The following is a 26,046-nucleotide window of genomic DNA, read 5'->3' on the forward strand; positions in this document are numbered from 1 at the left end:
CTGCGATGACCTATATCGTCACCGACGCCTGCGTGCGCTGCAAATACATGGACTGCGTGGAAGTCTGCCCCGTGGACTGCTTCTACGAGGGCGAGAACTTTCTCGTCATCCATCCCGACGAGTGCATCGATTGCGGTGTGTGCGAGCCGGAATGCCCGGTCGAGGCGATCAAGCCCGACACCGAGGACGACGCCGACGGCAAGTGGCTGGAGATCAACTCGAAATACTCGAAGGTCTGGCCGAACATCACGCAGATCGGGGAACGCCCCGCCGACGCCGACGAAATGGCGAAGGAGACGGGCAAGTTCGAGAAATACTTCTCCGAAAAGCCCGGCAAGGGCGACTAGGGCAGCGCCCTCACCGTCCCGTCAGATCGGGCGGCCGTGATTGGCCTCCAGCAGGAAGCGGCGCATCTTGCGCATGCCGGACAGCCAACGGTCGCGATCACCGGACTTGCGGGCATAGTGCTCGCCGGTCGCCTTGTGGGTCAGGATCAGGAACTGGCCCGCCTCGATGGCGCTCAGCGTGATCTCGGCGGCCTCGTCGGCCTCGATGATGCCGTCCATCTGCTTCATGGCCTCGGGCAGAAGCGCGGTCATGTTCGACTTCACATATTGCGGGCAGAGGACGTGGGCACTGATGCCCTCATCGCCATGGGTGATGGCGATGCTTTCCGCCAGCGACAGCGCCGCGGCCTTGGTCGCGGAATAGGCGGCATCGCCAATCTGGTTGAGGACGCCGGCCGCCGAGGCGGTGATCAGGAAGACGCCCTTGCCGCGCTTCGCCATGCCGGGGATGACGTGACGGGCGGCATAGACGCTGCCCATGACGTTGATCGCCCACTGCTTCTCCCAGATTGCATTGGGGGCGCTGGCGGCCTGCCACAGCGGACCGTCGGAATAGCCCACGCCGGCGTTGGAGAAATAAACGTCGACCGGGCCCATTTCGCGCTCGACCGTGTTGAGGAAGTTTGCGACCTGGCCCTCGTCGGAGACATCGACCCGCCGGCCGATCCCGCCGCAGGCCTGAGCGACGGTCTCCGCGCCCGCGCCGTCGAGATCGCACACGGCGACGCGCGCACCGCGCTTGTGAAGCCCCTCGGCGAGCGCCTTGCCGATGCCGGATGCGCCGCCCGTGACGATGGCGATCGTGCCGTTGAAGTCCATGTCCCCGTCCCCTTTTAACGTGGCGTCCCCGAGAGGATTCGAACCTCCGACCTGCGGTTTAGGAAACCGTTGCTCTATCCTGCTGAGCTACGGGGACGCATGGGTGTCTTCTGATAGATTGGCGAATTGCTTACAAGTCTCGTTACTGGCTTGTGTCGCATCCGGGCGTGGGTCCCGCTTCGTTGACCGGTCGAAGGGCCAACGATATCATATCGTTGTGTTGAAATGGGGGGGGTATTGATGCTCGTAATTGGTCCAATTGGTCTCATCCTGATTGTTGCAGCCGTGTTCTTTTCTGGTGTCGCATCAGGCGGCAATCAAAGGCTCAGATCCGCATTCGACATTGAAGCGGCAAGATGGGAGCGGCAGCATGGATCGCCGTATCCTTATGCGTTCGCCGAGTTAGCTGCCCTCGCAAACAAGTATAATATGCGCACCCTTCGGCGCTTTTTGATTAATTGCGTATTATTCGTTCTCGCGATTGTCGCTCTCGGCTGGGCCGCTGATCAATATGAAGCGGGGCGCGCATCTTTCTATTCCGAACGTGAAAGCAACCAGCTTCCCTGGGCCATTCTTGGCGGCTTTTTGGCACTCGTGAGTCTTGTTCTCTTCGTTCGTTTCTTTTTCCTTGGTCGTGCCCCCAAGGCGCCCGAACTCATGCGTGAACTCGAAACAACGCAGTAACGCTCGACCCCGAGCCGGGCGCTGACGTCCCGGATCGCGCGCTGGGGGCTAGAGGCCAATCATCCCGGCGAGCGGCGAGAATCTGACGAGGACGAAGCCGGCGACTGCGCAGAGCGCGTAGGCGAGCAGCATCAGCGCACCATCCCGCGCCATCAGCGCGAGACCGATGACGCTGATCGCCACGCCCGGTATCGCCACGGCGAAGGGCACGAGTTCGAGCGGGATCAGCGCGAGCGACAACAGGGTCACCAACACCGCAGCGGCGTAGCGGGCGGTTCCGCCCGTCGCCCATTCGAGCCGCTCGGTGACCATATGGTCGATCGCCGAGAGCACCGATTCCGACTTCTCGTGCGCCTTGCGGATCTTGTCCTTCTTGATGGATCGATCCGCGATGAAGCCAGGCAGCCAGACATGCTTTCGTCCCAACAGCATCTGGACGGAAAACAGGATGATCACGGCGCCAACCGCCGCGGGAACGCCGGGAATGGCGCCCATGGGCGGAATCACGGCGATCAGCCCGAGCAGCAGCAGGATCGGCCCGAAGGACCGGTCCCCATAGAGATCGAGAATATCGGCGATCTTCACCTGATCGCCCTCGGCGGCTTCGGCCGCCTTGTCGAGCACGTCTTCGAGCGGATGTTCGCGGTCCATTTCGTTCTTCGCCCGGGTGGCTGGCGTCCACGTAACGCGGGACGTCCCGCTTCGTTCATCACAGGTACTGAACCGGACCGCCCGCAATCCGACGTTTTCCCGCAAGACGCGATCAACCCTGTCACATACTCTTTTGTTAGGCGTGCGCGAGAAATGCGCTAGGCTTTCACGATACCGGTATTTGCGACGGGGATAGAGGGATGACGGAGCCCTTCAGCCGCATCGGCCGCGCAATGAGCGCGGCGCTTTTCATCCTGCTCCTTTCAGGGGCGGCGGACGCGGGCGATCTGTCGTCGGCGATCTCGCCGACGGCGCGTTCGGTCTCGATCACGCCGGGCGGCACGGCGACCGCGACCGTCTATGCCACCGTGATCAACCGGACCGACAGCGCGCTCGGCAATTGCACGGTCGACATGCCGCGCGGCAGCCCGCTCGCAGTCGGCTGGGTGTGGACGAATGCGGCCGACAATTCCGCCGTTCCCGGCAGCGAGAACACGCCCTTCTCGCTCGACCCGCGCGGATCGCGCGCGCTGGCACTGGCCTTCACCGCGAATGCCGAGTTCGACGGCATCGCCTCGCCGGTCTTCGAATGCTCGGGCGGGGCGACGGCGGATGTGCTCTACGGCGTGAACACGCTGGCGCTGACCGTGTCGGAAACCGCGCCGGCGGACATTCTGGCCATTGGTATCGCGCTGCCGAACAATGACGGCGTGATCCGCATCGCCAATGAGGGCGGACGCCAGGCGATGGCCGTAGCGGCGATCAATATCGGCGCGGCGGATACGGTTACGGTGCGCCCGGTCGGGGTCTATGGCCTCAATGACCGCCTGCCGGCCACGCTGACGATCTGCGAATCCGGGTCCGACGGGCGCTGCCTGTCATCGCCGGTCAGCGAATTGTCGGTGTCGTTCGCGCAGAGCCAGGTGCGGACCTTCTCGGTCTTCGCTCAGGCCGACAACGGGATCGGGATCACGCTGGCACCTGCAAATACGCGCGTCGAGGTCCGCTTTCTGGTCGGCAACCGGCTTGCGGCGGCCGCCGGTGCGGCGATCACCGCGCCGGGACCCAGCTTCCAGACCGATCAGCGCGACGCGCTGCGCCTCGCCCAGCAGGCGACCTTCGGGCCGACGTCGGGGACAATCGAGGAAATCCGCCGCCGCGGCATCGAGGGCTGGATCGATCACCAGCTGACGCTGACGGATTCGTCCTATGCCGACCTCGCCGGGCAGATAGTGAATACCAGCTATTGTTCCGGCATTCCCTATCCCTGCTCGCGCGACCATTTCTCGGCCTTCCCGCTGCAGATGCGCTTCTTCGAGAATGCCGTGCACCAGCCCGACCAGCTGCGCCAGCGGGTCGCCTTCGCCCTGTCGCAAATCCTCGTCGTGTCCGAGTACGAGGTGAACATGAATTACGCGCTGGCGACCTATAACCAGATGCTGCTGGACAATGCTTTCGGAAATTACCGGGACATCCTGGAAGGCGTCGCGCGCTCGCCGGTCATGGGAGACTATCTCGACACGGTGAATTCGCGGGCCGAAGCGCCGGCGGAGAATTTCCCGCGCGAACTGCTTCAGCTCTTCGGGCTGGGCGAGACTCTCCTCAATCCCGACGGGACGCCGGTGCTCGACAATCAGGGCCGCGGCATGCCCGCCTACAGCGAACAGGACGTGCTGGAGGTCGCCCGCGCGCTGACCGGCTGGGTCTATCCAACGCGGCCGGGTGAACTGCCCTCGCCGCGGTCGCCGCGCTATTACGACCGGGACATGTCGCCCTATCCGGCCGAGCACGACAATGGGCCGAAGATCGTGCTGGGCGTCGGCCTGCCCGCCGGTCAGGGCGCGGATGCAGACCTCGAAAGCGTCATCGCGGCCGTCTATCAGCACCCGAATGTCGCGCCCTTCGTGTCGCGGCAGCTGATCCAGCACCTCGTCATGTCGAACCCGCCGCCCGATTATGTCGCGCGGATCTCCGCCGTGTTCGAGAACAATGGCGCGGGCGTGCGCGGTGATCTGCGGGCCGTGGTCCGGGCGATCCTGCTCGACCCGGCGGCGCGGACGATCTCCACCAATTACGAGACGGGCGGCAAGCTTCGCGATCCGGTGCTTCTCACGACCAGCGTGATGCGCCTCGTCGGGGCCCGGACGGACGGCTATGCCTTCCTCCGGCGGATCAGCGCGCTCGGGCAGGTGCCATTCGAATCCCCCTCCGTGTTCAACTTCTACCCGCCGGACTTCGCCCTGCCGGGGAGCGAAGGTCTGCAGAGCCCGTCGCAGGCGCTGATGAACCTTTCGACCGTCTATGAGCGGCACAACCTTCTCTATGACTGGACCTATAACGGCTATAATGGCCGATGGGACTGGAACCCGCTCGGCGACTTCCCGGGTTCGACGGGGACGCAGATCGACTGGACGCCGTGGGGACGGCTGGCCCAGACGCCCGAACGGCTGATCGATACGCTCGATGCCATCGCGCTCGAGGAAGACCTGACCCCGGTGCAGCGCGCCGCGATCCTGGAATCGCTGCGTCACCGCACGAACAACGATCCGCTGATCCAGGCCGAGCTTCAGGCCCGGCAGGCGATCTATCTGATTGTCACCTCGCCGCAATTCCAGATCGATCACTAGGAGGACATCATGGGTCTCGATCGCCGCGAAGTCCTCAAACTCGTTGCCGGTTCCAGCCTCGCCGCGCTGGCCCCCGCCTTTGCTCGCGCCCAGACGGTGGGCGGCGGGTCCGGCTACCGCGCCACGGTCATGCTCTTCCTCTATGGCGGCAACGACGCCAACAACATGATCGTGCCGACCGACGCGCGCCATGCCGACTATGCCCGGCTGCGCGGATCTGCGCTCGCCATACCGCAGGCTTCGCTGACGCCGCTGACGGGGACGAATTTCGGTCTCAATCCGGCGATGTCGGATCTGGCGTCGATCTGGGACCAGGGCGCGCTCAGCTGGGTGCTGAATTCCGGGCCGTTGATCGAGCCGATCACGCGCGACCAGTACAACAACTCGCCAAGCCTCAGGCCCGCCAATCTGTTCAGCCACGATGCCCAGCAAAACCTCTGGCAGACCGCTGGCGCGCAGTCGGAACTGACCACGGGCTGGCTGGGGCGCATCGGGGACCGCTATGTCGATGCCGGTGTGCGCAATCCGTCGGTCTCGCTCGCCGGGTCGCAGCGTTCGCTGATCGGTGACCGCAATTCGCCGATCCTGATCTCGGGCAACAATCTGTCGCTCTACGGCTTCTCGCCGATCGACACCTCGACGCGGACGACGACGCGGCGGGCCGCCTTCGATGCCATGCTGACCGGCACGCAGGGTTCTCGCCTCGCCGACATCACGGCAGCGATCATGCAGGGCGACCTCGACGCCGGCGCGATCCTCAATGACGTGATCAATGGCAGCACTTCGATCGTCGACGCCAATTTCCTCGACGCGAATGGCAATGCGGTGAATTCCTCGCTCGCAACCCAGCTGAAGCGCGTCGCGCGTCTGATCGAAGGCCGCGACCGCCTGTCGGCGACGCGCCAGACCTTCGTCGTTTCGACCGGCGGTTTCGACACCCACCGCGACCAGGTCGGCGGCGAGGCCACAAACGGCACGCATGCGGGCCTGCTCAACAATGTGGCGCGGTGCGCGCACGGCTTCTGGAATGTGATGAAGGCGCTCGGCATGGATGCCGACGTGACGCTCTTCACCATGTCGGATTTCAACCGCGTGTTCGAAGGCAATGGCTCACGCGGGTCCGATCATGCCTGGGGGGCGCACCACTTCGTCGTCGGCGGCGGTCTGAACGGGTCCCAATTGCTCGGCCGCTACCCGGAACTGGCGCTCGGCGGGCCGGACGATGCCCGCGATGACGGGCGCTGGATTCCCGCGGTCTCGGTGGAGGAATATGGCGGCGCGCTCGCCCGCTGGCTTGGCGTCAGCGATGCGGACATGCCCTATGTATTCCCGAACTGGTCGAACTGGAATGGCGGCGGGCGCGGCCCGATCCCCTTGTTCGCCTGACCGGACTCGACACGGAGCGCTCCCGGCGGTTTGCTCCCGGCATGGTGACGAACGACCCCAGCCTGTGTCTCGTCGAAATCGCGATCGAAGCCCGTTCGCCGGATGACCGCGCGCGGCTGGCCGACGCGATCGCGTTTCTGTCCCGAACGGAGAAAACCCGCCGGATTCTGGTCGGCCCCGAGAGCGGTCAGACCATTATCGGCGGTCGGAGCGTGCTGCAGCTCGAGCACATCATCGATCGGCTGAGAAGCGAGTTCGGCGTCGCCTTCCATGCCGGCCAGCCGCAGGTCGCGTATCGCGAGACTTTGGGCCGCGCGGCGACCGTGCAGCACGTTCAGCGCCGCTCGTCCACCGAGACGCCGGCGCATGCAGCCGTCACGATCCGCTTCGAACCCGTCGATACGCAATCGGAATTCATATTCGTCAGTGCGCCAGTATCCGGCTCTATCGCGCCGGACATCGCCGGGGCCGTTGAACGCGGCGTCCGCTCCGCCGCGGAAGGCGGTTTGATCGCGGGTTTTCCGATGATCGGCGTGAAGGCGACGCTCCTCAGTGCCGAGGCCGGAGACGGCAAGGCGTCCATGAACGCGTTCGAGACGGCCGGCCGGGCCGCGTTAAGACTGGCAAAAGCCGAGACGGCTCCGCAACTGCTTGAGCCGATCATGCATGTCACCGTGACCAGCCCGCATGCGGATCGCGAGGCGGTGCTTGCCGATATCAAATCGCGCCGCGGCAATGTCGGGGCAGGGAATCGGCAGGTCGGCCAAACGGTCATCACAGCTGAAGTGCCGCTCGCAAACCTGCTCGATTACGAACACGCCCTCGACATCGCACTTGAGGGTCGTGCGCGCGCCGAAATGCACTTCCTGCGCTACGCGCCAATACCCAGAGAACCAGTGCCGCCTGACGATCATTTCCCTGCTGCGGCGGCGCTTCGCGCCTGACCGGGCTCGACATGGACCCGACGCGGACTCGACTCTGGCGTGCAGCGGGGCTTTGCTACGCGCATGCGGGGGTATGGAGCATGGCTGTGCGCGGCCGCTCTGGCGGCATGCGGGGCCGAGGCACAGGACGCGGCGCCGGGTGAAACCGGACGCCTGTCGGCCGGGGACGGATGGCTGTCGCTCGAGCTCGGTGATGTCCCGCCGCTGGCGGTTCGGCCCGCCGGCATCCTGATCCCCTCCGGCGACGACCCGCTCGCGGATGAAGCAGCCGCGTTTCTCGCGCAAATTGCGGACGGCCGGACGGTGTCCCTGTCCTATCCCGGCGAGACACGGGATCGATACGAACGGGCAATCGCCGTCGTTACCTTTGAGGACGGGCGACGCTGCAGGATGCGCTGGTCTCCGCCGGTTGGGCGCGGGTCTATTCCTGGCCCGGCGAGACAGCGGGGATTGCGGAATTGCTGGCGCTTGAAGCCGAGGCGCGGGAAGCCGGCCACGGACTGTGGTCCGACCCGGCCTACCGGATCCGTACACCCGACCCGAACCTGCTCGCGCTCGATCTCGACAGCGTGCAGATCGTCGAGGGGCGGGTGATCTCGACCGCGCAGGTCGACGGGCGGACCTATCTCAATTTCGGTTTCGACTACCGCAGCGATTTCACGATCAGTATCGAAGCGCGCGATCGGCGCGCCTTCGAGACGGCAGGGATCGATCTGCTTGCGCTGGAGGGCGCGGAGGTCCGGGTTCGAGGCTGGGTCTATGCAATGAATGGCCCGGCGATCACGATCGATCACCCCGAACGGCTGGAGATATTAAGTCCGCCCTGATCTTCCTTTCTTTCCTCCCCCGTTTACGGGGGAGGGTTGAGCCTTTCTGACAGAGCACAGGACGATCCAGCGTTCGTACCGGCCTTGTGCCCGCGGAAGCCATCCTCACTGAATACCGGTTGTTACACCCGCATAGTCGGCAGTGGCGGACAGTCCCTTCTCCCCTTCTTGAAGGGGAGAAGGTGCCCGAAGGGCGGATGAGGGGTTCTACTCCGAAATCACGGTAAGTGGCCGTCCCCCTCACCCGGCGCTACGCGCCGCCCTCTCCCCCTAAAAGGGGGCGAGGGGAAGAACGCCAAACTCATTCACCTTCATGAAAGGGAAGGAAGCGGGCGTGCCGGCCTAACCGTCCGCGATCAGGCCATCGACCTCGTCTTCGCCGAAGCGCGACTTCAGGGCCTTGGAGAGCTTGCCGAGCGCCTGATGCTCGATCTGGCGGACGCGTTCCTTGGAGATGCCGAGCCGTTCGCCGAGCGCTTCGAGCGTCACGACCTCGTCGTCATTCAGCTTGCGCTCACGGATGATCAGCTGCTCCCGCTCGGTCAGGACCTGCATGGCGTCGCGGACCCAGCCGACACGCTTGGCGCTGTCATGGCGCAGCATGACATCGTCTTCCGGCGCGGGCTGTTCGTCCGGCAGGAAATCCATCCAGGTCGCGTCGCCCTCCTCGCCCATCGGGGCGTTCAGCGAGCGATCCGACGCGGCGAGCCGCGAGGACATCGCCTCGACATCGCTTTCCTTCACGCGCAGCAGCGTGGCGATCTTCGCGCGCTGCTCGGGCGACATCGTCGTGCCGACATCGTCGATCATCGCGCGCACGCGCCGCAGGTTGAAGAAGAGCGTCTTCTGGGCCGAGGTCGTTCCGGTGCGCACGATCGACCAGTTTCTGAGGACATAGTCCTGGATCGCGGACCGGATCCACCAGGCGGCATAGGTGGAGAAGCGGACATCGCGGTCGGGTTCGAAACGGGCCGCCGCCTCCATCAGGCCGACATTGCCCTCCTGCACCAGGTCAGCGAAGGGCAGTCCGTATTTTCGAAAACGCGATGCTACGGAGATGACCAGCCGCATATAGGCTTGGGTCAAATTGTGAAGCGCGGCCTCGTCGCGCTGGTCCTTCCAGCGGCGGGCCAGTTCCTGTTCCTCGTCACGCTCCAGAAGCTTTTCGTCCATCGCGCGGCGCAGAAAGCGGCGGTCCGGATCAGCAGAGCGGCGTGCGGGTCCTGAAGATTCCATATCCGTATCTCCTCGCCTGCGACTCTACGCATGCGGGGGCGGGTTGGATCATTCACGGCTGCATGACGGCAAAACGCGAAACGCCCGGCCAAGGCGGCCGGGCGTTCCATCAGGTTCGGGACGGAGCCTGAAACCTTATGCGGCTTTCGCCAGCAACGACTTCGACAGCTTGTCGCGCGCTGTGTCGTGGTCGATGTTTTCCACCGCCGCGACTTCGCGGATCATGCGGTCCAGCGCCGACTCGTAGAGCTGGCGCTCGGAGTAGGACTGCTCCGGCTGGTCTTCACCGCGGTGCAGGTCGCGCACGACTTCCGCGATCGAGATCAGGTCGCCGGAATTGATCTTCGCTTCGTATTCCTGGGCCCGGCGCGACCACATGGTGCGCTTCACGCGGGCCTTGCCCTTCAGCGTCTTCAGCGCGTCCTTGACGATCTTGTCGCTGGACAGCGAACGCATGCCGGACTGGGTCGCCTTCGCGGTCGGCACGCGCAGGACCATCTTGTCCTGCTCGAAGGCAACGACATAAACCTCGATATCGAACCCGGCGACGGTGTCTTTCTCGACGCCGGTCACACGGCCCACGCCATGAGCGGGGTAAACAATGAAGTCGCCCTTCTTGAAGGACGTGTTGTCATTCGCGGTTTTCTTCGACATGGATGCTCTCTGGCTGGGTCGGACCAGGCGAAAACTTTCCCGCCTCCCCAAGACCGTTCCGGCGAAAACGAAACGACCCGGGAGTGGATGCCTTACTCCGACCGAAGGATGGCGCTGCTCTTCGCACCGCCTAATAATGTCTTAACGTATCACAAAACTGCATAAAAACCAAGTGACAACGGCGTTCGGGGTTTACTCGCGGTAACCAGCCAGCCCCGCACTGCCCTTGCGATGCCGCAGTGCAACAGGGACTGTGAATTCTCCTGTCCCGATTACAAGCGGGCCGATTGCGCGCTAGATGTGCAACCGATGGAGGGACTGCGCATGAATGATACGCGGAGCGAACAGCTGCGTTCGCTAAGTATCGACCGCACCGAGGAGGCCCCGCGCGGCGGCATCCCGCTGCTGGTCGTTGTACTGGTTGCGATCGTGTTCGCCGGCCTGGGTGCCGGGGCGACCTGGTTGCTGACCGGAACCGGAAGCGAACCTGCCACGCCGGTGCGAACCGCTGAACCGGCACGCACCGAAGCGCCAGCGCAGACGACCGCGGCATCATCGCCCGCCGTGCCGCGCTCGACCGGTCTCGTCGCGTCCGGTTATGTCGTGGCGCGCCGCCAGGCGACGGTCTCGGCCGAGATCACCGGCCGCATCCAGGAAATCCTGTTCGAGGAAGGAACCGAGGTCGAAGCCGGTCAGGTTCTCGCCCGCCTCGACGACACGCGCGCCCGGCTGCAGCTGCAGGAATTGCGCGCCCGCGTGGCCGCCGCCGAAGCGCGGGTGGCCGCGCTGAACGCACAAAGCGCCGAAGCCGCGACCGTGCTGGAACGCGCGCAGCGCCTCGCCCAGTCGAATATCGGCTCGGAAGCCGCGGTGACTGCTGCACAGGCGCAGCTGTCGAGCCTGAACGCCCAGATCCAGTCCGCCCGCGCCGATGCCGCCGCAGCCCGCGTGCAGGTGGAAAGCCAGGAAGACCTGATCGAACGCTATGTCGTGCGCGCGCCGTTTGCCGGCGTGGTGATCGCCAAGAATGCTCAGGTCGGCGAGATCCTGTCACCGGCCTCGGCCGGCGGCGGCTTCACCCGGACCGGCGTCGCCACGCTCGTCGACATGAGTTCGCTGGAGATCGAGGTCGACGTCAATGAAGGCCAGATCCAGCGCGTCACGCCCGGCCAGCAGGTCGAGGCCGTGCTCGATGCCTATTCCGACTGGCGGATTCCGGCGCATGTGGAAGCCATCATCCCGACCGCCGACCGCAGCCGCGCGACAATCCAGGTCCGCGTGGCCTTCGACGAGCGCGACGACCGCATCCTGCCGGACATGGCGGCGCGGGTGACCTTCGTCGAACGGAATTAACTTTATAATTTAAAGTTTCGCTGGGCCGTGATAGGACAGGGCGAACAACGGGGACTGACATGACCGATCAACAGCCGCTCTACCAGCTGCGCGACCTCTCCAAGACCTATACGCGCGGCAAGGAGTCGATCTCGATCTTCAAGGGCCTGGACATGGACATCCAGCATGGCGACTTCATCGCCATCATGGGCCCGTCCGGCTCGGGCAAGACGACGCTGCTGAACCAGCTCGGCGGCATCGACAGCCCCTCGTCCGGCCAGGTCGTGTTCGAAGGCAAGCGGATCGACAATCTCAGCCAAGGTGCGCTGGCCAAGTGGCGGTCGCGGAATGTCGGCTTCATCTTCCAGTTCTACAATCTGATGCCGACCCTCTCGGCGGCGCAGAATGTCGAACTGCCGCTGCTGCTCACCGGCCTGTCTGGCGGCGAGCGCAAGAAGCGGGTGAAGACGGCACTCGAAATCGTCGGCATCGCCGACCGCGCCGGGCACAAGCCGCGCCAGCTGTCGGGCGGGCAGCAGCAGCGCGTCGCGATCGCGCGCGCCATCGTGGCCGACCCGAAAATCCTGCTGGCCGACGAGCCGACCGGTGACCTCGACCGCACCACGGCGGACGAAATCCTCGGCATGCTGCAGCAGCTGAACACCGAACTCGGCAAGACGATCGTCATGGTCACGCACGACCCCTCGGCGGCGAAATACGCCAAGCGCGAGCTCTATCTCGACAAGGGCGAGTTCGTGGAGCGGGGGAATCGGTCGTGAACGAAGCCACCCTGATAAGGAAAGGCCTGTTCAGGAAGGTGCTGCGCGCCATCCTGATGATGGTCTCGATCTCGATTGCCTTTTTCATTTTCGGCGTGCTCGGCGCGGTGAACAAGGCGTTCAACGCCGGCGTCGACGTGGCCGCGGCGAACCGCCTTGTCATTGTCAACGCGATCAATTTCACCGTCTCCATGCCCTACGCCTATTTCGGACGGGTCCAGGGCGTGGATGGCATCACGCACGTCACGCATGCGAACTGGTTCGGCGGCTATTACCAACAGCCGGCGAATTTCGTGCAGACCTTCGCGGTCGAGCCGGAAACCTATCTCGACGTCTATCCGGAACTGATCCTGCCGCCCGAACAGCGCGAGGCGTGGATCAACACGCGGACCTGTCTGATCGTCGGGCAGGCGCTGGCGACGCAATACGGCTGGTCGCTCGGGGACCGGATCCCGCTCAATTCGAACATCTGGCAACAGGCCGACGGGTCAAGCGACTGGGATTTCGACATCTGCGGCATCTTCACCGCCGAAGACAGCTCGGTGCCGACGAATTACGCGATGTTCCACTACGAGTATTTCAACGAGAGCCTCGCCTTCGCGCGCGACACGATCGGATGGATGATCCTGACCACCGAGGACGTCTCGCTGAACGACCAGGTCGCCGACGAGATCGACGCCATGTTCGCGAACTCCCCGGCAGAGACCGAAACCACGACCGAGGCGGCGTTCAGCCAGGCGTTTGTCGAGCAGCTCGGCAACATCAATCTGATCCTCACCTCGGTCATCGGCGCGGCCTTCGCGACCATCCTGATGATTGTCGGCACGACGCTGGTCCTCGCGATCAATGAGCGGACCAAGGAAATCGCGGTGCTGAAGACGCTCGGCTTCCAGTCAGGCCGCATCTTCCGGATGATCCTGACGGAATCCTTCCTCCTCAGCCTGATCGGCGGGGCGATCGGCCTCGGGCTCGCCACGGCTCTGGTCATGGCCGCCGCTGAAGGCTTCCAGGCCTTCCTGCCCGGCTTCCGCATGCCGCTCAGCGTCGTGTGGCAGGCGTTCGCCCTGATGATCGCCTTCGCGCTGGTGACGGGTTTCTTCCCCGCCTTCAACGCGATGCGGATCCGGATCGTCGAAGCCTTCGGCAAACTCTAGGAGCGAGGCCATGAAACAGCTGTTTGCCGTCATCGGCATGAATGTCCGCTCGATCCCGCAGCGCGCGGGCATGTCCATCGCGACGATCACGTCGGTTGCGTTCATGGTCGCGGTTCTGCTCGGCTTCCTCGCCATGGCGAACGGGTTCGAGAAGACAATCAACGGATCAGGTTCGGACGATGTCGCCGTCTTCCTGCGCGGCGGTTCGCAGGCCGAAGTCAACAGTGTCCTGGCGCGAGAGGATGCGCGGCTGATCGAGGTCGCGCCGGGAATCGCGACCGACGAGAGCGGTGATCCCATCATGTCGGCCGAACTCTATGTGATCGTCGATGGCACCAAGCGCTCCTCGCAGACCGAAGCGAACCTGCCGCTGCGCGGCGTGCAGCAACAGGCGGTCAATCTGCGCCAGAATTTCGCGCTGACGGGCGGACGGATGTTCGAGCCGGGCACGGCCGAACTTGTCGTCGGCGAAGGCGTGATCCGCGAATTCGAAGGCTTTGATCTGGGCCAGACGATCCGTCTCGGCAGCAATACCTGGACGATCGTCGGGACATTCTCGACCGGGGGGTCAGTGTTCGACAGCGAGGTCTGGGCCGATCTCGGTGTCGTCCAAAACCTCTATCAACGCGGCTCCAGCGTTCAGTCCCTCCGCGCCCGGCTGACCTCGCCGGACGCGATCGAAGACGTCCGCGCCTATGTCGAGGGCGAAGACCGGCTCAATCTCGACGTCACGAGCGAGCGCGAATATTTCGCCGACAGCGCGGGCGGTATCGCCACCTTGCTGAAATTCGTCGGCTGGCCGCTGTCGATCGTGATGGCAATCGGTGCCTTCGCCGGGGCGTGGAACACGATGTATTCGTCGGTGGATTCCCGAACCCGCGAGATCGCGACACTGCGCACGATCGGCTTCAGCGGCTTTACCGCCTTCATGGGCACGCTGATCGAATCGCTCGTGCTCGCCCTGCTCGGCGGGGCGCTGGCGATCCTCGTGATCTACATCCTGTTCAACGGGAATTCGGCGTCGACGCTCGGCGGCGGCTTCACCCAGATCGTCTTCTCCTTCGAGGTGACGCTCGGCTCGGTGATCTCCGGCCTGGTGCTGGCGCTTTCCGTCGGTTTCCTCGGCGGAATCATCCCGGGCATCCGCGCCGCGCGGGTTCCGCTTCTGGCGGTGCACCAGAACTGATACCGCTCAGGTATTCTTGTGGTCACGATCTCGAACCGCGAAACCGGTATCCACTTTCGCTGAGATCGCTCACACCAGCGCGATGATCCCCGCCTGACCGCCGAAGGGCGTGCCCTTCGCGCGGCGGCAGGAAAAGAAGCGCTCGTCGGCATAAGTGCAGACCGGCAGGCGCTCGATCTGCGTCTCCGGAATGCCCGCCGCTGCGAGCTGGCGGCGCACGGCTTCCGACACGTCGATCCCGGCACCGCCCTCGGCGTCGCGTTCGAGGGCCAGGCCCTCGAGTGAGCCGAACAGATCTTCGAACTGCTCCAGCACTTCCGGGCCGACGCGGTAATTCTGCGCCGTGATGGCCGGGCCGATGGCAGCCAGAAGGTCGGCCGGATCAGTGCCGTATTCACGCACCATCGCCTCGACGGTTTCGCCTGCCACGTCCTGCGCCGTGCCGCGCCAGCCCGAATGCACCGCACCGACGGCGCGCCTGACCGGGTCGAAGAGCAGGACGGGCGTGCAGTCCGCGGTCTGGGTCACGAGGCCGAGGCGCGGAAGGTTGGTGATCATCGCGTCGCCCTGCCCCACCGACCAGCCCGTCTCCGGGATGGCATCGACGCGGTGAACGGTATTGCCGTGGACCTGGTTGAGGAAAATCAGCCGGTCGAGGCCGAGCGCCTCGGTGACGCGGCGGCGGTTCTCGGTGATCGCGGCCTTGTCGTCGCCGTCCTTCCAGCTGAGATTGAGGCTGGCATAGCCGCCGGTCGAAACCCCGCCATGACGCGTTGTGAAGGCGTGGACGATGCCCGGCCGGTCGAGTGTGTCCGCGTGCAGGAATTCCAGGTCGCTCACCCCGTCTCCTCCGGCAGAAAGCCGGTCCGCCCGGCCCCCAGATCATAACCCGCCCGCGCCTCGGCGATATCGCCCAGAAGCGTATGGAAGGCCGACCAGTCGTCGCGCTCGTGGATGGGGGCGAAGCTCGCCTCCATCTGCTCGATCGTCATGTGAACCGGATCGCTGCGGCGGAAATAGGGATGCTCCAGCCGTTCCGGGCGCTCGGCTTCGAAGGCGTCGAAGGCGGTTCGGAAGGCGTCGTAGGTCTCACCGGCATAGAGGGCGCGGCGGTCGTCCGGGGCCTCCATGCCGCGCTGCGCGAAATGGTCGAAGAAGAAGGCCTCCCACGGCGCGCGGCTGTCCTTCAGGAAGGTGAGCGCCGACCTGATCAGATCGTCGTGCGAACCGCCTTCCGTGTGCCTTATGCCCAGCCGCCGGGTGAAGGCCGTGCCGACACTGGTGCGGTAACGCTCCGGGAAGGTGTTCAGCACTTCGACAAGCTTCTCGCCCGGCACGATCAACGACAGCGCCGCGCCGAGTTGCTGGAGCGCCCAGAACACCGCTTCGGGCTGGCGCGCGAAGGCATAGAGGCCGTGCTCGTCGAAATAGGCGGCGGTGAAGCCCGGCTCGAAATACGGCAGGAAGCGCCACGGGCCGTAGTCGAAACTTTCGCCGGTGACGTTGAGATTGTCGGTGTTGAGGACGCCGTGGACGAACCCCGCCGCCATCCACTCGCCGGCGAGCCGGGCGGACTGGGCGAGGATTTCGTTCAACAGGGCGAGCGGCCGCTCCTCACCCTTGCGGTCATCGAGCGCCGGGTAGTAGGCGGCGATGCAGTGATCGACCAGCGCGGTCAGATTTCCGGTGTTCTGCTCATAGGCCTGCCGCTGAAAGGTGCCGAAGCGGACATGGGAGTGCTGCAGCCGGGTCAGCACCGCGCCGCGCGCCGGCGACGGCTCGTCATGGCGGTGCAGTTTGTCGCCGGTCTCGAATACGGCGAAGGCCTTCGACGTGTAGACGCCAAGCGCCTCAAGCATCTGCGCGGCGAGGATTTCGCGTACCGCGCCCTTCAGCGTCAGCCGCCCGTCGCCGGACCGCGACCAGGGCGTCTGACCCGACCCCTTGGTGCCGAAGTCGAGCAGGCGCCCGGCCGGGTCGCGCATCTGGGCATAGAGAAAACCGCGCCCGTCGCCAATCTGGGGATTGTATTGCCGGAATTGATGGCCGTGATAGCGCATGGCGAGCGGGGGGTCGGTCCATCCGGGCAGCGGCGCAAAGCGGGCGAAATGCTCGATCTTCTCGTCGCGCCCGAGACCATCCAGCCCGATTTCGCGGGCCCAGCGGGCATTCCAGAAGCGTTCCTGAATATGGGAAAAGTCCGCCGGATCGACCGGATCGGCGAACTCGGCCCCGAGGGCGGGAAAGGCGCGGTCGGGACGGAAATCGAAAGCCATGCGTTTCAGCTAGGCGGCTTCGCCTTGCCCCGCAAGGTCAATCGGCGAGCGCGCGGCCCAGCGCATCGGCGGCCTTGTCGGCCAGCTTCTTCGCCACGGGCAGCATGCGGGTGAAGTTGAAATAGCCGTGCGGCAGGGCCTTCGCGAAATGCAGCTCGGCGCGCACCCCGGCCGCCGACAGCATGTCGGCATAGGCCGCGCCCTCGTCCTTCAGCGGGTCATATTCCGCCACGGCGATATAGGCTGGCGGCAGCCCCGCCAGATCGGTGCAGAAGAGCGGCGAGACGCGCGGGTCGCGGGCAGTTTCGGTGCTGCCGGCATAATTGTCGCGAATCCAGTTCAGCGATTTGGCGGAGACGAAATGGCCCTCGAAGGCTTTCAGCTTGTCCTTGCGCACCTCGGCGAGTTGCAAGAGCGGATAGATGAGGAGCTGGAAGCGCAACTGCCCCCGCCGCGCCTGCGCCACCGCCGCGGCAAGTCCGCCCCCCGCGCTGTCACCGGCCACGGCGACGCGGGTGGTATCGGCGCCGATCCGCGCCGCGCCCTGGCCCACCGCCCAGTCGAAGGCGGCAAGGCAGTCGTCATAGGCCGCCGGGAAGGGGTTCTCGGGCGCGAGGCGATAGGCGATGGCGAGCACGCGGACATTGGCGATGGCGCAGAGCCGTCGACAGACCCGGTCATGACTGTCGAGATCGCCAAAGACATAGCCCCCGCCATGAAAGAAGACGCAGAGCGGCCCGGTTTCGTGGGCGTGTTCCGGACGGTAGAGGCGCGCCTTCAGCGGACCGGCCGGGCCCGGAATGTCGAGGTCGTGCGTGTCGAGGATGGCGGGCGGCGTCGCCTCGATCAGTTCGGGCGCCTTGCCCATGCCGTCGCGGACGCGGGCGATCATGGCGTCGGATGCGAACGGGTCCGACATGCCCAGCTTGGTCCAGAATTCTTTTCCGAAATCGCTCATGGATTGGCGATAGCCGGGTGGAGGGGAGCGGGCAAGCGCCCTCGTCCTTCGATGTTATTCCCCCTCACCCTGACGCGCGTCCCTTTCAGGGCCGCCCGTCTTTCCCTCTCCCTCCAGGGAGAGGGAGGGGACCCGGCCTGAGCCGAAGGCGAAGGTTGGGGAGGGTGAGGGGTCTAATGCACCGTGATCTCGCCGCCGCGGTCGAGGCGGCCGGCGAGCGCGTCTTCCATCACCGAACGCAGGGCGCGCCAGGCGTCGGCGCGGCCGTCATCGCCGAGGGCCTCCATCTCGCCCACCGCCTCGTCGGCATAGCCGATGGCGCGCGCGCCGTGACGGTCGACGAGGGTGAAGGCGATCTGACGCATGTCATCGGGGGTGATGCGGGAGGACGGGTGCATGGGATGAAAACTCTCCGGATGGGTTTGACCGGATAGGGAGCAAGGGCCGGGCCAGCGCTAGGCGCGCCCAAGCCCTTGATTTAATTGTCGTTGGTCGATTGCTCGGAGACCGGCGTTCGTGACGATCCTGCCGTGCCGGAGGATTTTGCCGGGCGTTTCGCGCCGGGTGCGTAGCCGCCATTGCGGAGATAGGTGATTTCTTCCGGCGTCGAGGTCCGCCCCAGCGCATCATTGCGATAGGGGAAGCGGCCGAAGCGTTCGATCACCTCGCGGTGCTTTTTCGCGTGTTCAACCGTGTTGTCGCCTTCGGGCAAGCGTTCGGCGCACAGGGCGACGCAGAGATCCTGATCCTCGATGTCCTCGGAATGCATGAAGGGCACGTAGGCGAAGGAGCGGCGCGACGGTGCGATCGTCCAGTCGAGCCCGCTGTCGACGAGGCGGAAGGCCGCGGCATGGGCCAGATGGTCGAAGTCGAACGCCTTGCCCGAACCGCGCCAGGTGTTCCGCGTCAGCTGGTCGAACAGGATGATGAGGGCGAGTGCCCCATCCGCCGTGGCTTCCCAGGGATGGCCATCCGGCTCGGCGCGCCGCGCCTCGGCCTCGATCGCCTTCGCGAAACGCCGGCGGATTTTCGCATCGAACTTCGCATCGGAGACGAACCAGCGCTCGCGCGGGATTTCCTCAAACCAGAATGTCAGAACCGATTGCGGCGTGAGCGTCGTCAAAGGCGTTTGATTCCGTCGTTGATCGCGGTGAACAGGGCCGGTTTCAGTGCAATATAGCCCTTCTCCTCGTCATCGAACCAGAGCGGGTCCTTGACCGTCTTCGGGTCGTAGCCCTGCTTCACGAGATCGACCTTGCGGAATTTGAACGTGCCGGTCGTGTCGGTCTCTTGCTGCAGCCGGATGAAGACCGGGCGGGCATAGGCCGGCAGCGCCCCATGGATGTGGGCACGCAGGCCTGCGAGGTCGAAGTCCGGCGCGACGACCAGCGCGGCCATGCCGGCACGGCCGGGATAGCCCGGAACCTCGACGCCATAGACATTGGCCTGCTGGACCCCCGGGAAGCGGCCGATCGCCTCGGCGACCTCGTTGGTCGAGACGTTCTCCGAGCGCCAGCGGAAGGTGTCGCCCACCCGGTCGACGAAATAGTAATAGCCCTCGGCATCGCGGCGCATCAGGTCGCCGGTGCGGAACCAGGCATCGCCGGTTTCGAAGACGTCGCGGAGGATCTTCTTCGCGGTCTCTTCCTTGTTCTGATAGCCCTCGAAGCGGAAGCGGGTGTCGTTCGGATCGATCCGGCCGATGGCTTCGCCGACCTCGCCCGGCTCCGTCTTGCGGCAGAACCCGTCGGGACCGCGCACCGGCGCCTCGGTTTCGTAGTCGAACGCGGCCAGTTCGACATTGAAGCGCCATTTCAGCCAGGGCGGTATGCGCCCGATCGCACCGGGCTTGGAGTCGAGATTGACGAGGCCGACATTGCCCTCGGTCGCGCCGTAAAACTCCATGATGCGCGGAATCGCGAAGCGCTTCTGGAACTCGACCCAGATGTCGGGCCTGAGACCATTGCCGATGATGCAGCGGATGTCGTGGTCGTCCTCGGCCGGATTGGGCGGGGTCGACAGCAGGAAGCGGCAGAGCTCGCCGACATACATGAAGAGGGTGGCGCGGTAGCGCTGGACCTCGTCCCAGAACAGCGAGGCGGAGAATTTCTTGCGCACGATGAGTGCGCCGCCGCGCGAGATGGCACAGCCGACGCCGCACAACCCGCCGGTCGAGTGATAGAGCGGCAGCACCATGAACATGCGGTCTCCCGGTCCGGCATTGCAGCCCGCGGAGAAGATGTTGAGGTAGTACATCACCCGCGTGTGGGCGAGCGGCGCGGCCTTCGGAAGGCCGGTCGTGCCCGATGTGTACATCTTCAGGCAGGCATCGCGGGCGCGCAGATGCGACCTGTGTTCGCGCGACGGACGGTCGGCGGGCTGGCCTGCAATCGCCTCGTCGAAATCGCCCGCCCCGTCCGGGGCCGGGGTGCGGTCGAGATACCAGGGCACCATCTCGCAATCGATCTCGTCGCAGGCGCTGTCGAAAGCCTCCTTCAGATCGTCCTCGAGGATGACCTTGCTTGCGCCGGAGATCGACAGGCAGTGCGCCAGCGACGCACCGCGCAGCTGGTAATTCACCAGCGCGGAGACCACGCCGACCTTGGACAGGCCGTACCACAGGGCAATGTACTCCCAGCGATTGGTCAGGAAGAGCGCGACCGTGTCGCCGGGCTTCAGACCCTGGCCCAGCGCCCAGTGCGCGACGCGGTTCGCATAGGCATCGTATTCGGCATAGCTGACCTCGCCGGTCTCGGTGATGAAGACCGGCAGATCGCGATGTTCGTCGACGATCTCTTCGAGATGGTCGGGCGTCAGCGTTTCGGAATCCGGCTTGATCCAGCCCACCTCCCGCGTCACGCGCAGCAGTTCCTTCAGATAGAAGAATTCGCGGCCGAGATAGCGGATCGGACCCATTCGCCTGTTACTCCCCGATAGCGGCCACTTGCGGGCCAAGCGCGAGACGATAAGGGGGCGACTCCCCCGGTCAAGAAAGGTAAGGCGGCAAAAGTGAACACGGTTCACTTCGCAATGTTACAGGCCTTGCCGGACCGCCCCCTTGCCCGTTCAGGCCGGTTTCATCTTCGCGCCGTTAACCGTCTCTGATAAGGTCGCTTCAAAGCGCGAAAAAAGGGTGTACGGCCATGCTCAGGCTCTACGTGTTCCTCGCCGCCCTCGGCATTGTCGGCGTGTTCGGCGGATTTTTCCTCGGCCAGTCCGTGCCATGGGCCGCCGAGATCGGCTATGGCGTCATGGTGTTCGCGGCGCTGGCGATGATCTTCTATCCCGCCCGCCGAACCGTGATCTCCTGGGTCATCGCCATCCCGCTCGCGCTGATCACCTGGTCGATGCTGTCCTCGCTGGCGGCGCAACTGACCGGCCTGTTCGACCTGTCGCTCCACCCGGTGCTTCAGGACGTGCTGGCCTTCAACATCGCCCTGCAGGAACGCCTGACGATGATGGTCACCGGCCAGCCGGAGACCGTGTCGATGGCGATGGCAGAACGCGCCGGCGATGTCGCCGACGAGCCTGGCCTGCTCGACGGGTTTGGCGGGCGTATCGCGATCGATGTCGCGGTGGCCACCGTCGCCACGCTGATCACGGGCCTGGTGAAAAAGGTGCTGAATATCGGCGGCAGCCGCCCGGTGGGCGCAGCGTAGGTGCCAACTCGGAGATCGCGACGCGCGTGACACCGGACCCGCAGGGTCCGCAAGCGCGACCGCGCGCCCGCAGCTTTAGCGAGGAACGACCGAGCGGAGCGAGGGAGAATAAGACAAAGAGTGGTGCCCCCGGTCCGACTCGAACGGACACTCCCGAAGGAAACGGATTTTGAGTCCGTCGCGTCTACCAATTCCGCCACGGGGGCCATTGCCGTGAAGCGGGCGGAACTTGCCTCCGGTCGCGCGGCAAATCAACAAGCAAGCGCGCTCGACGCGGCGCCCCGGCTCGCCTAGTTTCGCGCCGCCGTCACGCTGCAGCCGGAGCCGCCATGACCGACGCCCCATCCGATTTCGAGGAAAAGGAAAGCGCGACCGGTCTGATCGCCCGGCTTGAGGAAATTGCCGCCGACGCGCCGGAAGACGGCATCACGCTTGAGGACTTCATTGAGGCGCTCAGCGAGCGGGCCTTTGGCGTCGTCCTGTTCGCCCTCGCCCTGCCGGTGTGCATTCCCTTTCTCTATCTCGTGCCGCAGGTCGTCGCCCTGCCGATGATCGTGCTGGCCGGCCAGATGGTCGCCGGGCTCGGCGAACCCTGGCTGCCGCATAAATTCGCGCAGCGGCGGATCGGCAAGGCCGGGCTTCAGTCGATGGCGAAGAATGGTCGCCGCTGGTTCGGCTGGCTCGAAGCGCTGGCGCGTCCGCGCCTGCTCTTCCTGTCCGGACCGATCGGGGAGCGGGTCACGGGCGCCTTCTTCTGCCTGTTCTGCGCCTCGATCCTGGTGCCGCTGCCGCTGACCAATTCCGCGCCGGGCATGGCGATCACGCTCGGCTCGCTCGGCCTGATCACGCGCGATGGAATCCTGATCCTGCTTGGCCTGATCTTCGGGGTGGCGTGGATCACGCTGCTCGTGGTCGGCGGGCCGACGCTGATCTACGCCATGGTCGAATGGGCGCGCGGTTTCATCAACGGGGGCGGCTGACTGCCGCAGCCCTCCATGCTTGCGCGCGCGCGCCGCTCGCCTATCGTCTGAACCATGATGCTTCCCGCCGCCCATCGCTGGCCACTGTTCGCCGCGCTCGCTTCCGCGCTCATCCTGGGCGGGGCGTACTTCTTTCAATACGTGCTGAACTATGCCCCCTGCGCGCTGTGCTATGACCAGCGGCACATCCACCAGGCGGTGATCGGCGCGGGTCTCGTGACCGGCCTTGTCATGCATTTCGCCCCGGGGACGCGCCGCTTCGGCTGGCTCGCCTGTCTCCTGATCGGCGCGATCTACGTCTATTCCGCCGGCTTCGCCGGCTGGCATGCCGGGATCGAGTACGGCTGGTGGGAAGGTCCCGCGACCTGCACCAATACCGGCAGCACGAGTGTATCCATGGACGATCTGAACGCCCTCCTGTCGGGCGGCGGCGATCCGATCGTCCTGTGCGACGAGGCGGCCTGGACGCTCGCCGGCATCTCGATGGCCGGATACAATGCGCTGATGTCCGCCGGGCTGGCGGGCTTGAGCGGCCTCATCGCCTGGAGGCGCGCATGAGCCGCGCAAAGCGCCCGCCCCTGCCCGGATCGCGTTCCAGTCGCGAGGCCGTGAAGTCGATGGTGCGCGTCGACCATGCCGGGGAATACGGCGCGGTGACGATCTATCAGGGCCAGCGCGCCGTCTTCGACCGGATCCCGTCGAAGGGACGCGTCGCGGCGCAGCTGAAGCAGATGGAAGCCGACGAACAGCACCACCTCGACGCGTTCGATGCGCTGATCGCGGAACGCGAATCACGTCCGACGCTGATGATGCCGCTGTGGCAGATTGCCGGACGCGCGCTCGGCGTCGGCACCGCCTTGATGGGCGAGAAAGCCGCCCATGCCTGCACCGAGGCGGTCGAGGACGTGATCGAACGCCACTATGCCGGTCAGATCGAAGCGCTTGAAACCATGAGCGAAACCGGCCTGGCGGCGCAGTTCGCGCAATTCCGCGAGGAAGAGATCGCGCACCGCGACACCGCCTTGCATGAAGGGGCCCGCGACGCCGCCGGTTATCCGCTGCTTTCAGCGGCCATCAAGGCGGGTTGCCGGACTGCAATCGGAATTTGCAAACGTATCTGATGACTTACGCTCAATTGCAGCGACGCGTTAAGTTTTTATTTACTTTGGTTAACAGCCCCCGGTAGTCTCGGGCATCCCGCCGCAGTGCGGGTCGTTCGAGTGAAAGCAGGGGACTCCTCATGAAACTGTATCGGATCGCTGTGGGTGTGGTCGGCGCGCTGATGCTGAGCACAGCTGTTTATGCCAACTGCCAGACGTGTGGTGGCATCTGCAATTTCTATTGCAACAACGCCTATGCAGACGACGAAGGCGAGCTCAATGCCTGCCTCGATGGCTGCCAGGTGGGTTGCATCGTCGCGTGCATTGACGATTAATCCAAAGGTTGCAGAACTGACGTTCTAAGCCTTCTGGAGTTTACAGCATGCTCTTTCTTGAAATCGCGGGTCTTGGCCCAGCGCTTTTGGGGGCATCGTTGGCAATTGCGGCACAGGATGGGGATACCGCCTGTGCCGCTCTTGATTCCTACGCGCCGCCGCCAGCCGGGATGGAAGTCCTGTACGAGACCGTCAGCGATGACGGCCGGGTGCTCAGCATCACGACGCTGAACCGGATCGGCGAGAGCGACGGCGCGGAGACGGAATGGATCCGTCAGAGCATCTCCTCGTTCGACATGGCGGGCGAACGCCTCTTCCCGCCGCGCGAACAGCGATCCGTCGCGGCGCTGTTCATGCTGGATTCCGGTCCGGCAGAAGGCGATGAAGGCCGCCGCCGCTATGGTTATTCCGACGATCCGCTGGAATTGCTGACCGGGCTGGAGCCGGGCGAAACCGCGACGACCGAACGCGCCGAGACCTCGGCAATGGGCAATCGCACGCGGACGATCCGCGGCCCGTTCATCGTGACGTTCGAGGGATGCGGCACGGTTGAGGTCGATGGCTCGGTCGAGCCGGTCCGTTTCTACCGGGTGGTCTCGGATTCCCGCTCCTACATGCCAGGCCGCCGTCCCGAAGCCGACATGACGGTCACCACATCCCGGACCATCGCCCTGTCGACCCGCTATGGCTGGCCGCTGCAGACGGACACGGGCGAGTATCTGATCCGTGCGACCCGCTTAACCTTTCCGGGCGAAGAAGGTGACGCAGGCACCGAATAGAGCCATAACCGGTCGGTGCAGATGCGCACCCGCGATGGCGGGTCAGAGCCCTCAGCTATGATGAAAAGACTGGCCGCCTGCTTTCTCCTTGCCGCGTTTGCCGCCGCCTGTTCCGGCGGCTCCGGGCCGGACGAGACCCCGGGCGGCGAGACCCAGATCTTCGAGCGCGCGGGTTACCGCGTCATCCCGATCACGCGCGGCGACATTGTCGACATCGTCCCGGCCGTGGGGGAAATCCAGGCTGCCGCGGCGGTCGAGGTCGGGGCGGAAGTCAGCGGCACGGTGGCCGAGGTCTTCGTCGATTTCGACGAGCCGGTCGAAGCCGGACAACTGCTCGCGCGGATCGACCCGGCCCCGTTCGAGGCCGCCCTGCGCCAGGCCCAGGCTCAGCTGAGCATGGCCTCGGCCGACCGCGATTCCGCCTCAGCCGAATACGATTCCCAGAACGCCCAGCTGGAACGGATCCGGACGCTGACCGGCCGGGGCGCGGGTTCCGCCTCGGCACTGCAGGACCGCGAATTCGCCGTACGGTCGGCGCGCGCCGACCTGGCGCGGGCCCAGGCCAGTGTGGCGCTGGCCGAAGCGCGGGTCGAGGACGCCGAGTTCGCGCTTGGCCGGACGGAAATCCGCGCGCCGATCGACGGTTTCGTACTGGAGCGCCGGGTCGAAGCCGGTCAGGTCGTCAACGCGGTCCAGACCGCGCCGACCCTGTTCGTCATCGCCGCCAATCTGACCGAGGTTGTGATCGAAGCGCGGGTGGCGGAAAATGATGTCGGCCGGATCGAGGAAGGCATGCGCGTCCGCTTCACGGTCGATGCCTATCCCGATGAGTATTTCGAGGGTGAAAGCGGCCCGATCCGCCGCGCGCCGATCCGCACCGGCCGGCTGGTCAGCTATCCGGTCGAGATCCGCGCCATGGACCCGGGCGAACGCCTGCTGCCCGGCATGACCGCCTCGGTCGAATTCGTTCACAGCGATGCGCGCAGCGTTCTGCGCGCGCCGATCGAGACGCTCTACTTCATTCCCGACGACTACGAGCCGGAATTGCCCGAGGAAGCCTTGCGCATGGCGGAGGAGCGCGGCTCGCTGTCGCGCTTCGACACGCCGGAAATGCGCCGCACCTTCCTGGCCAGCATCGAGGTTGGCATCCTGATCGCGCGCGACCGGGCGCGTGTCTTCGTGCTCGACTCCGGTTCGCCGGACATGCGCGAGATCAGCGTCGGCATCCAGGATCTCGATTACTTCGAAATCGCGGACGGCGAGGTCGAGGAAGGCGATCTGATCATCATCGGCCCCGCAGATGCCGCACGGTGACGGGCCTGCGCGGTTGAGG

Annotated in this window: 27 protein-coding genes and 2 tRNA genes; 17 read left to right on the forward strand and 12 right to left on the reverse strand. The window is 65.1% G+C overall.

Going from position 1 to position 26,046, the window contains the following annotated elements:
* The first annotated feature begins 5 nt into the window (after positions 1 to 5).
* Positions 6 to 347, forward strand: coding sequence for a ferredoxin FdxA (fdxA, locus tag L5876_RS07910; protein ID WP_236955654.1), 342 nt, complete (start codon positions 6 to 8; stop codon positions 345 to 347).
* 21 nt (positions 348 to 368) lie between these two features.
* On the opposite strand, the gene L5876_RS07915 is transcribed toward fdxA, so the two are convergent.
* Positions 369 to 1,166 carry an SDR family oxidoreductase gene (locus L5876_RS07915; protein WP_236955656.1) on the reverse strand — a complete coding sequence of 266 codons (798 nt, stop codon included), beginning with the start codon at positions 1,164 to 1,166 and terminating at the stop codon, positions 369 to 371.
* A gap of 20 nt (positions 1,167 to 1,186) precedes the next feature.
* Positions 1,187 to 1,263 (reverse strand) — tRNA-Arg (locus tag L5876_RS07920).
* 140 nt (positions 1,264 to 1,403) lie between these two features.
* Between L5876_RS07920 and L5876_RS07925 the strand changes: the two genes are divergently transcribed.
* Positions 1,404 to 1,850, forward strand: a complete 447-nt coding sequence (locus L5876_RS07925) for a hypothetical protein (protein WP_236955657.1) — start codon at positions 1,404 to 1,406, stop codon at positions 1,848 to 1,850.
* A 48-nt stretch (positions 1,851 to 1,898) separates the two neighbouring features.
* Here the strand turns inward: L5876_RS07925 and L5876_RS07930 are convergent, their stop codons facing one another.
* Positions 1,899 to 2,501 (reverse strand): exopolysaccharide biosynthesis protein, encoded by a 603-nt coding sequence (locus tag L5876_RS07930; RefSeq protein ID WP_236955658.1) that lies wholly within the window; start codon positions 2,499 to 2,501, stop codon positions 1,899 to 1,901.
* A 200-nt stretch (positions 2,502 to 2,701) separates the two neighbouring features.
* On the opposite strand from L5876_RS07930, the gene L5876_RS07935 reads away from it, so the two are divergent.
* From L5876_RS07935 to L5876_RS07950, 4 genes are all read left to right on the forward strand, one after another.
* Positions 2,702 to 5,128 carry a DUF1800 family protein gene (locus L5876_RS07935; RefSeq protein ID WP_236955659.1) on the forward strand — a complete coding sequence of 809 codons (2,427 nt, stop codon included), beginning with the start codon at positions 2,702 to 2,704 and terminating at the stop codon, positions 5,126 to 5,128.
* 9 nt (positions 5,129 to 5,137) lie between these two features.
* The gene (locus L5876_RS07940; protein WP_236955660.1) at positions 5,138 to 6,514 is read left to right on the forward strand and encodes a DUF1501 domain-containing protein; all 1,377 of its coding nucleotides are present in this window, start codon (positions 5,138 to 5,140) and stop codon (positions 6,512 to 6,514) included.
* Between the two features lie 41 nt (positions 6,515 to 6,555).
* Positions 6,556 to 7,458: a hypothetical protein gene (locus L5876_RS07945; RefSeq protein ID WP_236955661.1), complete on the forward strand. Its 903-nt coding sequence runs from the start codon at positions 6,556 to 6,558 to the stop codon at positions 7,456 to 7,458.
* 383 nt (positions 7,459 to 7,841) lie between these two features.
* Entirely contained in the window at positions 7,842 to 8,285 is a 444-nt protein-coding gene (locus L5876_RS07950) for a thermonuclease family protein (protein ID WP_272906926.1), read from the forward strand.
* 342 nt (positions 8,286 to 8,627) lie between these two features.
* On the opposite strand, the gene L5876_RS07955 is transcribed toward L5876_RS07950, so the two are convergent.
* Positions 8,628 to 9,521: an RNA polymerase factor sigma-32 gene (locus L5876_RS07955; RefSeq protein WP_236955664.1), complete on the reverse strand. Its 894-nt coding sequence runs from the start codon at positions 9,519 to 9,521 to the stop codon at positions 8,628 to 8,630.
* A gap of 135 nt (positions 9,522 to 9,656) precedes the next feature.
* Entirely contained in the window at positions 9,657 to 10,175 is a 519-nt protein-coding gene (locus L5876_RS07960) for a CarD family transcriptional regulator (RefSeq protein WP_236955666.1), read from the reverse strand.
* Positions 10,176 to 10,499: 324 nt separating this feature from the next.
* Between L5876_RS07960 and L5876_RS07965 the strand changes: the two genes are divergently transcribed.
* From L5876_RS07965 to L5876_RS07980, 4 genes are read left to right on the forward strand one after another with little or no spacing between them, the layout of a single operon-like run.
* Positions 10,500 to 11,528: an efflux RND transporter periplasmic adaptor subunit gene (locus L5876_RS07965; RefSeq protein ID WP_236955668.1), complete on the forward strand. Its 1,029-nt coding sequence runs from the start codon at positions 10,500 to 10,502 to the stop codon at positions 11,526 to 11,528.
* A 59-nt stretch (positions 11,529 to 11,587) separates the two neighbouring features.
* Positions 11,588 to 12,286: an ABC transporter ATP-binding protein gene (locus tag L5876_RS07970; RefSeq protein WP_236955670.1), complete on the forward strand. Its 699-nt coding sequence runs from the start codon at positions 11,588 to 11,590 to the stop codon at positions 12,284 to 12,286.
* Positions 12,283 to 13,440, forward strand: a complete 1,158-nt coding sequence (locus L5876_RS07975) for an ABC transporter permease (protein ID WP_236955671.1) — start codon at positions 12,283 to 12,285, stop codon at positions 13,438 to 13,440. The genes L5876_RS07970 and L5876_RS07975 overlap by 4 nt, the downstream gene beginning before the upstream one ends.
* 10 nt (positions 13,441 to 13,450) lie before the next feature.
* On the forward strand, positions 13,451 to 14,626 hold the full coding sequence (locus tag L5876_RS07980) for an ABC transporter permease (protein ID WP_236955672.1): 1,176 nt from the start codon (positions 13,451 to 13,453) through the stop codon (positions 14,624 to 14,626).
* A gap of 69 nt (positions 14,627 to 14,695) precedes the next feature.
* On the opposite strand, the gene pgeF is transcribed toward L5876_RS07980, so the two are convergent.
* From pgeF to L5876_RS08010, 6 genes are all read right to left on the reverse strand, one after another.
* A complete protein-coding gene (pgeF, locus tag L5876_RS07985; protein WP_236955673.1) occupies positions 14,696 to 15,466 on the reverse strand; it encodes a peptidoglycan editing factor PgeF in 771 nt (256 codons plus the stop codon).
* Positions 15,463 to 16,902 (reverse strand): protein adenylyltransferase SelO family protein, encoded by a 1,440-nt coding sequence (locus L5876_RS07990; RefSeq protein ID WP_236955675.1) that lies wholly within the window; start codon positions 16,900 to 16,902, stop codon positions 15,463 to 15,465. Before L5876_RS07990 ends, pgeF begins: the two co-directional genes overlap by 4 nt.
* Positions 16,903 to 16,939: 37 nt before the next feature.
* A complete protein-coding gene (locus L5876_RS07995) occupies positions 16,940 to 17,860 on the reverse strand; it encodes an alpha/beta hydrolase (RefSeq protein WP_236955677.1) in 921 nt (306 codons plus the stop codon).
* Between the two features lie 173 nt (positions 17,861 to 18,033).
* Positions 18,034 to 18,258 (reverse strand): hypothetical protein, encoded by a 225-nt coding sequence (locus tag L5876_RS08000; protein ID WP_236955679.1) that lies wholly within the window; start codon positions 18,256 to 18,258, stop codon positions 18,034 to 18,036.
* Between the two features lie 80 nt (positions 18,259 to 18,338).
* Positions 18,339 to 18,983, reverse strand: coding sequence for a DUF924 family protein (locus L5876_RS08005; protein WP_236955681.1), 645 nt, complete (start codon positions 18,981 to 18,983; stop codon positions 18,339 to 18,341).
* The gene (locus tag L5876_RS08010) at positions 18,980 to 20,776 is read right to left on the reverse strand and encodes a long-chain-acyl-CoA synthetase (RefSeq protein WP_236955682.1); all 1,797 of its coding nucleotides are present in this window, start codon (positions 20,774 to 20,776) and stop codon (positions 18,980 to 18,982) included. The genes L5876_RS08005 and L5876_RS08010 overlap by 4 nt, the downstream gene beginning before the upstream one ends.
* Before the next feature lie 227 nt (positions 20,777 to 21,003).
* Here L5876_RS08010 and L5876_RS08015 point away from each other — a divergent pair, with 227 nt between their 5' ends.
* A complete protein-coding gene (locus L5876_RS08015) occupies positions 21,004 to 21,519 on the forward strand; it encodes a hypothetical protein (protein ID WP_236955683.1) in 516 nt (171 codons plus the stop codon).
* Between the two features lie 121 nt (positions 21,520 to 21,640).
* On the opposite strand, the gene L5876_RS08020 is transcribed toward L5876_RS08015, so the two are convergent.
* Positions 21,641 to 21,725, reverse strand: a tRNA-Leu gene (locus L5876_RS08020).
* Between the two features lie 123 nt (positions 21,726 to 21,848).
* On the opposite strand from L5876_RS08020, the gene L5876_RS08025 reads away from it, so the two are divergent.
* The 6 genes from L5876_RS08025 to L5876_RS08050 all read left to right on the forward strand — a co-directional run bounded on the left by L5876_RS08025 (position 21,849) and on the right by L5876_RS08050 (position 26,027).
* Positions 21,849 to 22,499 carry an exopolysaccharide biosynthesis protein gene (locus L5876_RS08025; protein WP_236955684.1) on the forward strand — a complete coding sequence of 217 codons (651 nt, stop codon included), beginning with the start codon at positions 21,849 to 21,851 and terminating at the stop codon, positions 22,497 to 22,499.
* Positions 22,500 to 22,553: 54 nt separating this feature from the next.
* Positions 22,554 to 23,057: a disulfide bond formation protein B gene (locus tag L5876_RS08030; RefSeq protein ID WP_236955685.1), complete on the forward strand. Its 504-nt coding sequence runs from the start codon at positions 22,554 to 22,556 to the stop codon at positions 23,055 to 23,057.
* Positions 23,054 to 23,620, forward strand: coding sequence for a demethoxyubiquinone hydroxylase family protein (locus L5876_RS08035; RefSeq protein WP_236955686.1), 567 nt, complete (start codon positions 23,054 to 23,056; stop codon positions 23,618 to 23,620). The genes L5876_RS08030 and L5876_RS08035 overlap by 4 nt, the downstream gene beginning before the upstream one ends.
* 119 nt (positions 23,621 to 23,739) lie before the next feature.
* Positions 23,740 to 23,934 (forward strand): hypothetical protein, encoded by a 195-nt coding sequence (locus L5876_RS08040; protein WP_236955687.1) that lies wholly within the window; start codon positions 23,740 to 23,742, stop codon positions 23,932 to 23,934.
* A gap of 47 nt (positions 23,935 to 23,981) precedes the next feature.
* Complete coding sequence (locus L5876_RS08045) at positions 23,982 to 24,713, forward strand: hypothetical protein (RefSeq protein WP_236955688.1); 732 nt, start codon at positions 23,982 to 23,984, stop codon at positions 24,711 to 24,713.
* Positions 24,714 to 24,770: 57 nt separating this feature from the next.
* Complete coding sequence (locus L5876_RS08050; RefSeq protein ID WP_236955689.1) at positions 24,771 to 26,027, forward strand: efflux RND transporter periplasmic adaptor subunit; 1,257 nt, start codon at positions 24,771 to 24,773, stop codon at positions 26,025 to 26,027.
* Positions 26,028 to 26,046: the final 19 nt, after the last annotated feature.

Origin of the sequence: Hyphobacterium sp. SN044, assembly GCF_021864465.1 — a bacterium.
Taxonomy (GTDB): Bacteria; Pseudomonadota; Alphaproteobacteria; order Caulobacterales; family Maricaulaceae; genus Hyphobacterium.

What these genes read in the sequence shown, in the direction of transcription:
- fdxA (WP_236955654.1), top strand. Translation starts at nt 6, where the DNA reads ATGACCTATATCGTCACCGACGCCTGCGTGCGCTGCAAATACATGGAC.
- L5876_RS07915 (WP_236955656.1), bottom strand. Translation starts at nt 1,166, where the DNA reads ATGGACTTCAACGGCACGATCGCCATCGTCACGGGCGGCGCATCCGGC.
- L5876_RS07930 (WP_236955658.1), bottom strand. Translation starts at nt 2,501, where the DNA reads ATGGACCGCGAACATCCGCTCGAAGACGTGCTCGACAAGGCGGCCGAA.
- L5876_RS07935 (WP_236955659.1), top strand. Translation starts at nt 2,702, where the DNA reads ATGACGGAGCCCTTCAGCCGCATCGGCCGCGCAATGAGCGCGGCGCTT.
- L5876_RS07940 (WP_236955660.1), top strand. Translation starts at nt 5,138, where the DNA reads ATGGGTCTCGATCGCCGCGAAGTCCTCAAACTCGTTGCCGGTTCCAGC.
- L5876_RS07945 (WP_236955661.1), top strand. Translation starts at nt 6,556, where the DNA reads ATGGTGACGAACGACCCCAGCCTGTGTCTCGTCGAAATCGCGATCGAA.
- L5876_RS07955 (WP_236955664.1), bottom strand. Translation starts at nt 9,521, where the DNA reads ATGGAATCTTCAGGACCCGCACGCCGCTCTGCTGATCCGGACCGCCGC.
- L5876_RS07960 (WP_236955666.1), bottom strand. Translation starts at nt 10,175, where the DNA reads ATGTCGAAGAAAACCGCGAATGACAACACGTCCTTCAAGAAGGGCGAC.
- L5876_RS07965 (WP_236955668.1), top strand. Translation starts at nt 10,500, where the DNA reads ATGAATGATACGCGGAGCGAACAGCTGCGTTCGCTAAGTATCGACCGC.
- L5876_RS07970 (WP_236955670.1), top strand. Translation starts at nt 11,588, where the DNA reads ATGACCGATCAACAGCCGCTCTACCAGCTGCGCGACCTCTCCAAGACC.
- L5876_RS07980 (WP_236955672.1), top strand. Translation starts at nt 13,451, where the DNA reads ATGAAACAGCTGTTTGCCGTCATCGGCATGAATGTCCGCTCGATCCCG.
- L5876_RS07990 (WP_236955675.1), bottom strand. Translation starts at nt 16,902, where the DNA reads ATGGCTTTCGATTTCCGTCCCGACCGCGCCTTTCCCGCCCTCGGGGCC.
- L5876_RS07995 (WP_236955677.1), bottom strand. Translation starts at nt 17,860, where the DNA reads ATGAGCGATTTCGGAAAAGAATTCTGGACCAAGCTGGGCATGTCGGAC.
- L5876_RS08000 (WP_236955679.1), bottom strand. Translation starts at nt 18,258, where the DNA reads ATGCACCCGTCCTCCCGCATCACCCCCGATGACATGCGTCAGATCGCC.
- L5876_RS08010 (WP_236955682.1), bottom strand. Translation starts at nt 20,776, where the DNA reads ATGGGTCCGATCCGCTATCTCGGCCGCGAATTCTTCTATCTGAAGGAA.
- L5876_RS08015 (WP_236955683.1), top strand. Translation starts at nt 21,004, where the DNA reads ATGCTCAGGCTCTACGTGTTCCTCGCCGCCCTCGGCATTGTCGGCGTG.
- L5876_RS08025 (WP_236955684.1), top strand. Translation starts at nt 21,849, where the DNA reads ATGACCGACGCCCCATCCGATTTCGAGGAAAAGGAAAGCGCGACCGGT.
- L5876_RS08030 (WP_236955685.1), top strand. Translation starts at nt 22,554, where the DNA reads ATGATGCTTCCCGCCGCCCATCGCTGGCCACTGTTCGCCGCGCTCGCT.
- L5876_RS08035 (WP_236955686.1), top strand. Translation starts at nt 23,054, where the DNA reads ATGAGCCGCGCAAAGCGCCCGCCCCTGCCCGGATCGCGTTCCAGTCGC.
- L5876_RS08040 (WP_236955687.1), top strand. Translation starts at nt 23,740, where the DNA reads ATGAAACTGTATCGGATCGCTGTGGGTGTGGTCGGCGCGCTGATGCTG.
- L5876_RS08045 (WP_236955688.1), top strand. Translation starts at nt 23,982, where the DNA reads ATGCTCTTTCTTGAAATCGCGGGTCTTGGCCCAGCGCTTTTGGGGGCA.
- L5876_RS08050 (WP_236955689.1), top strand. Translation starts at nt 24,771, where the DNA reads ATGATGAAAAGACTGGCCGCCTGCTTTCTCCTTGCCGCGTTTGCCGCC.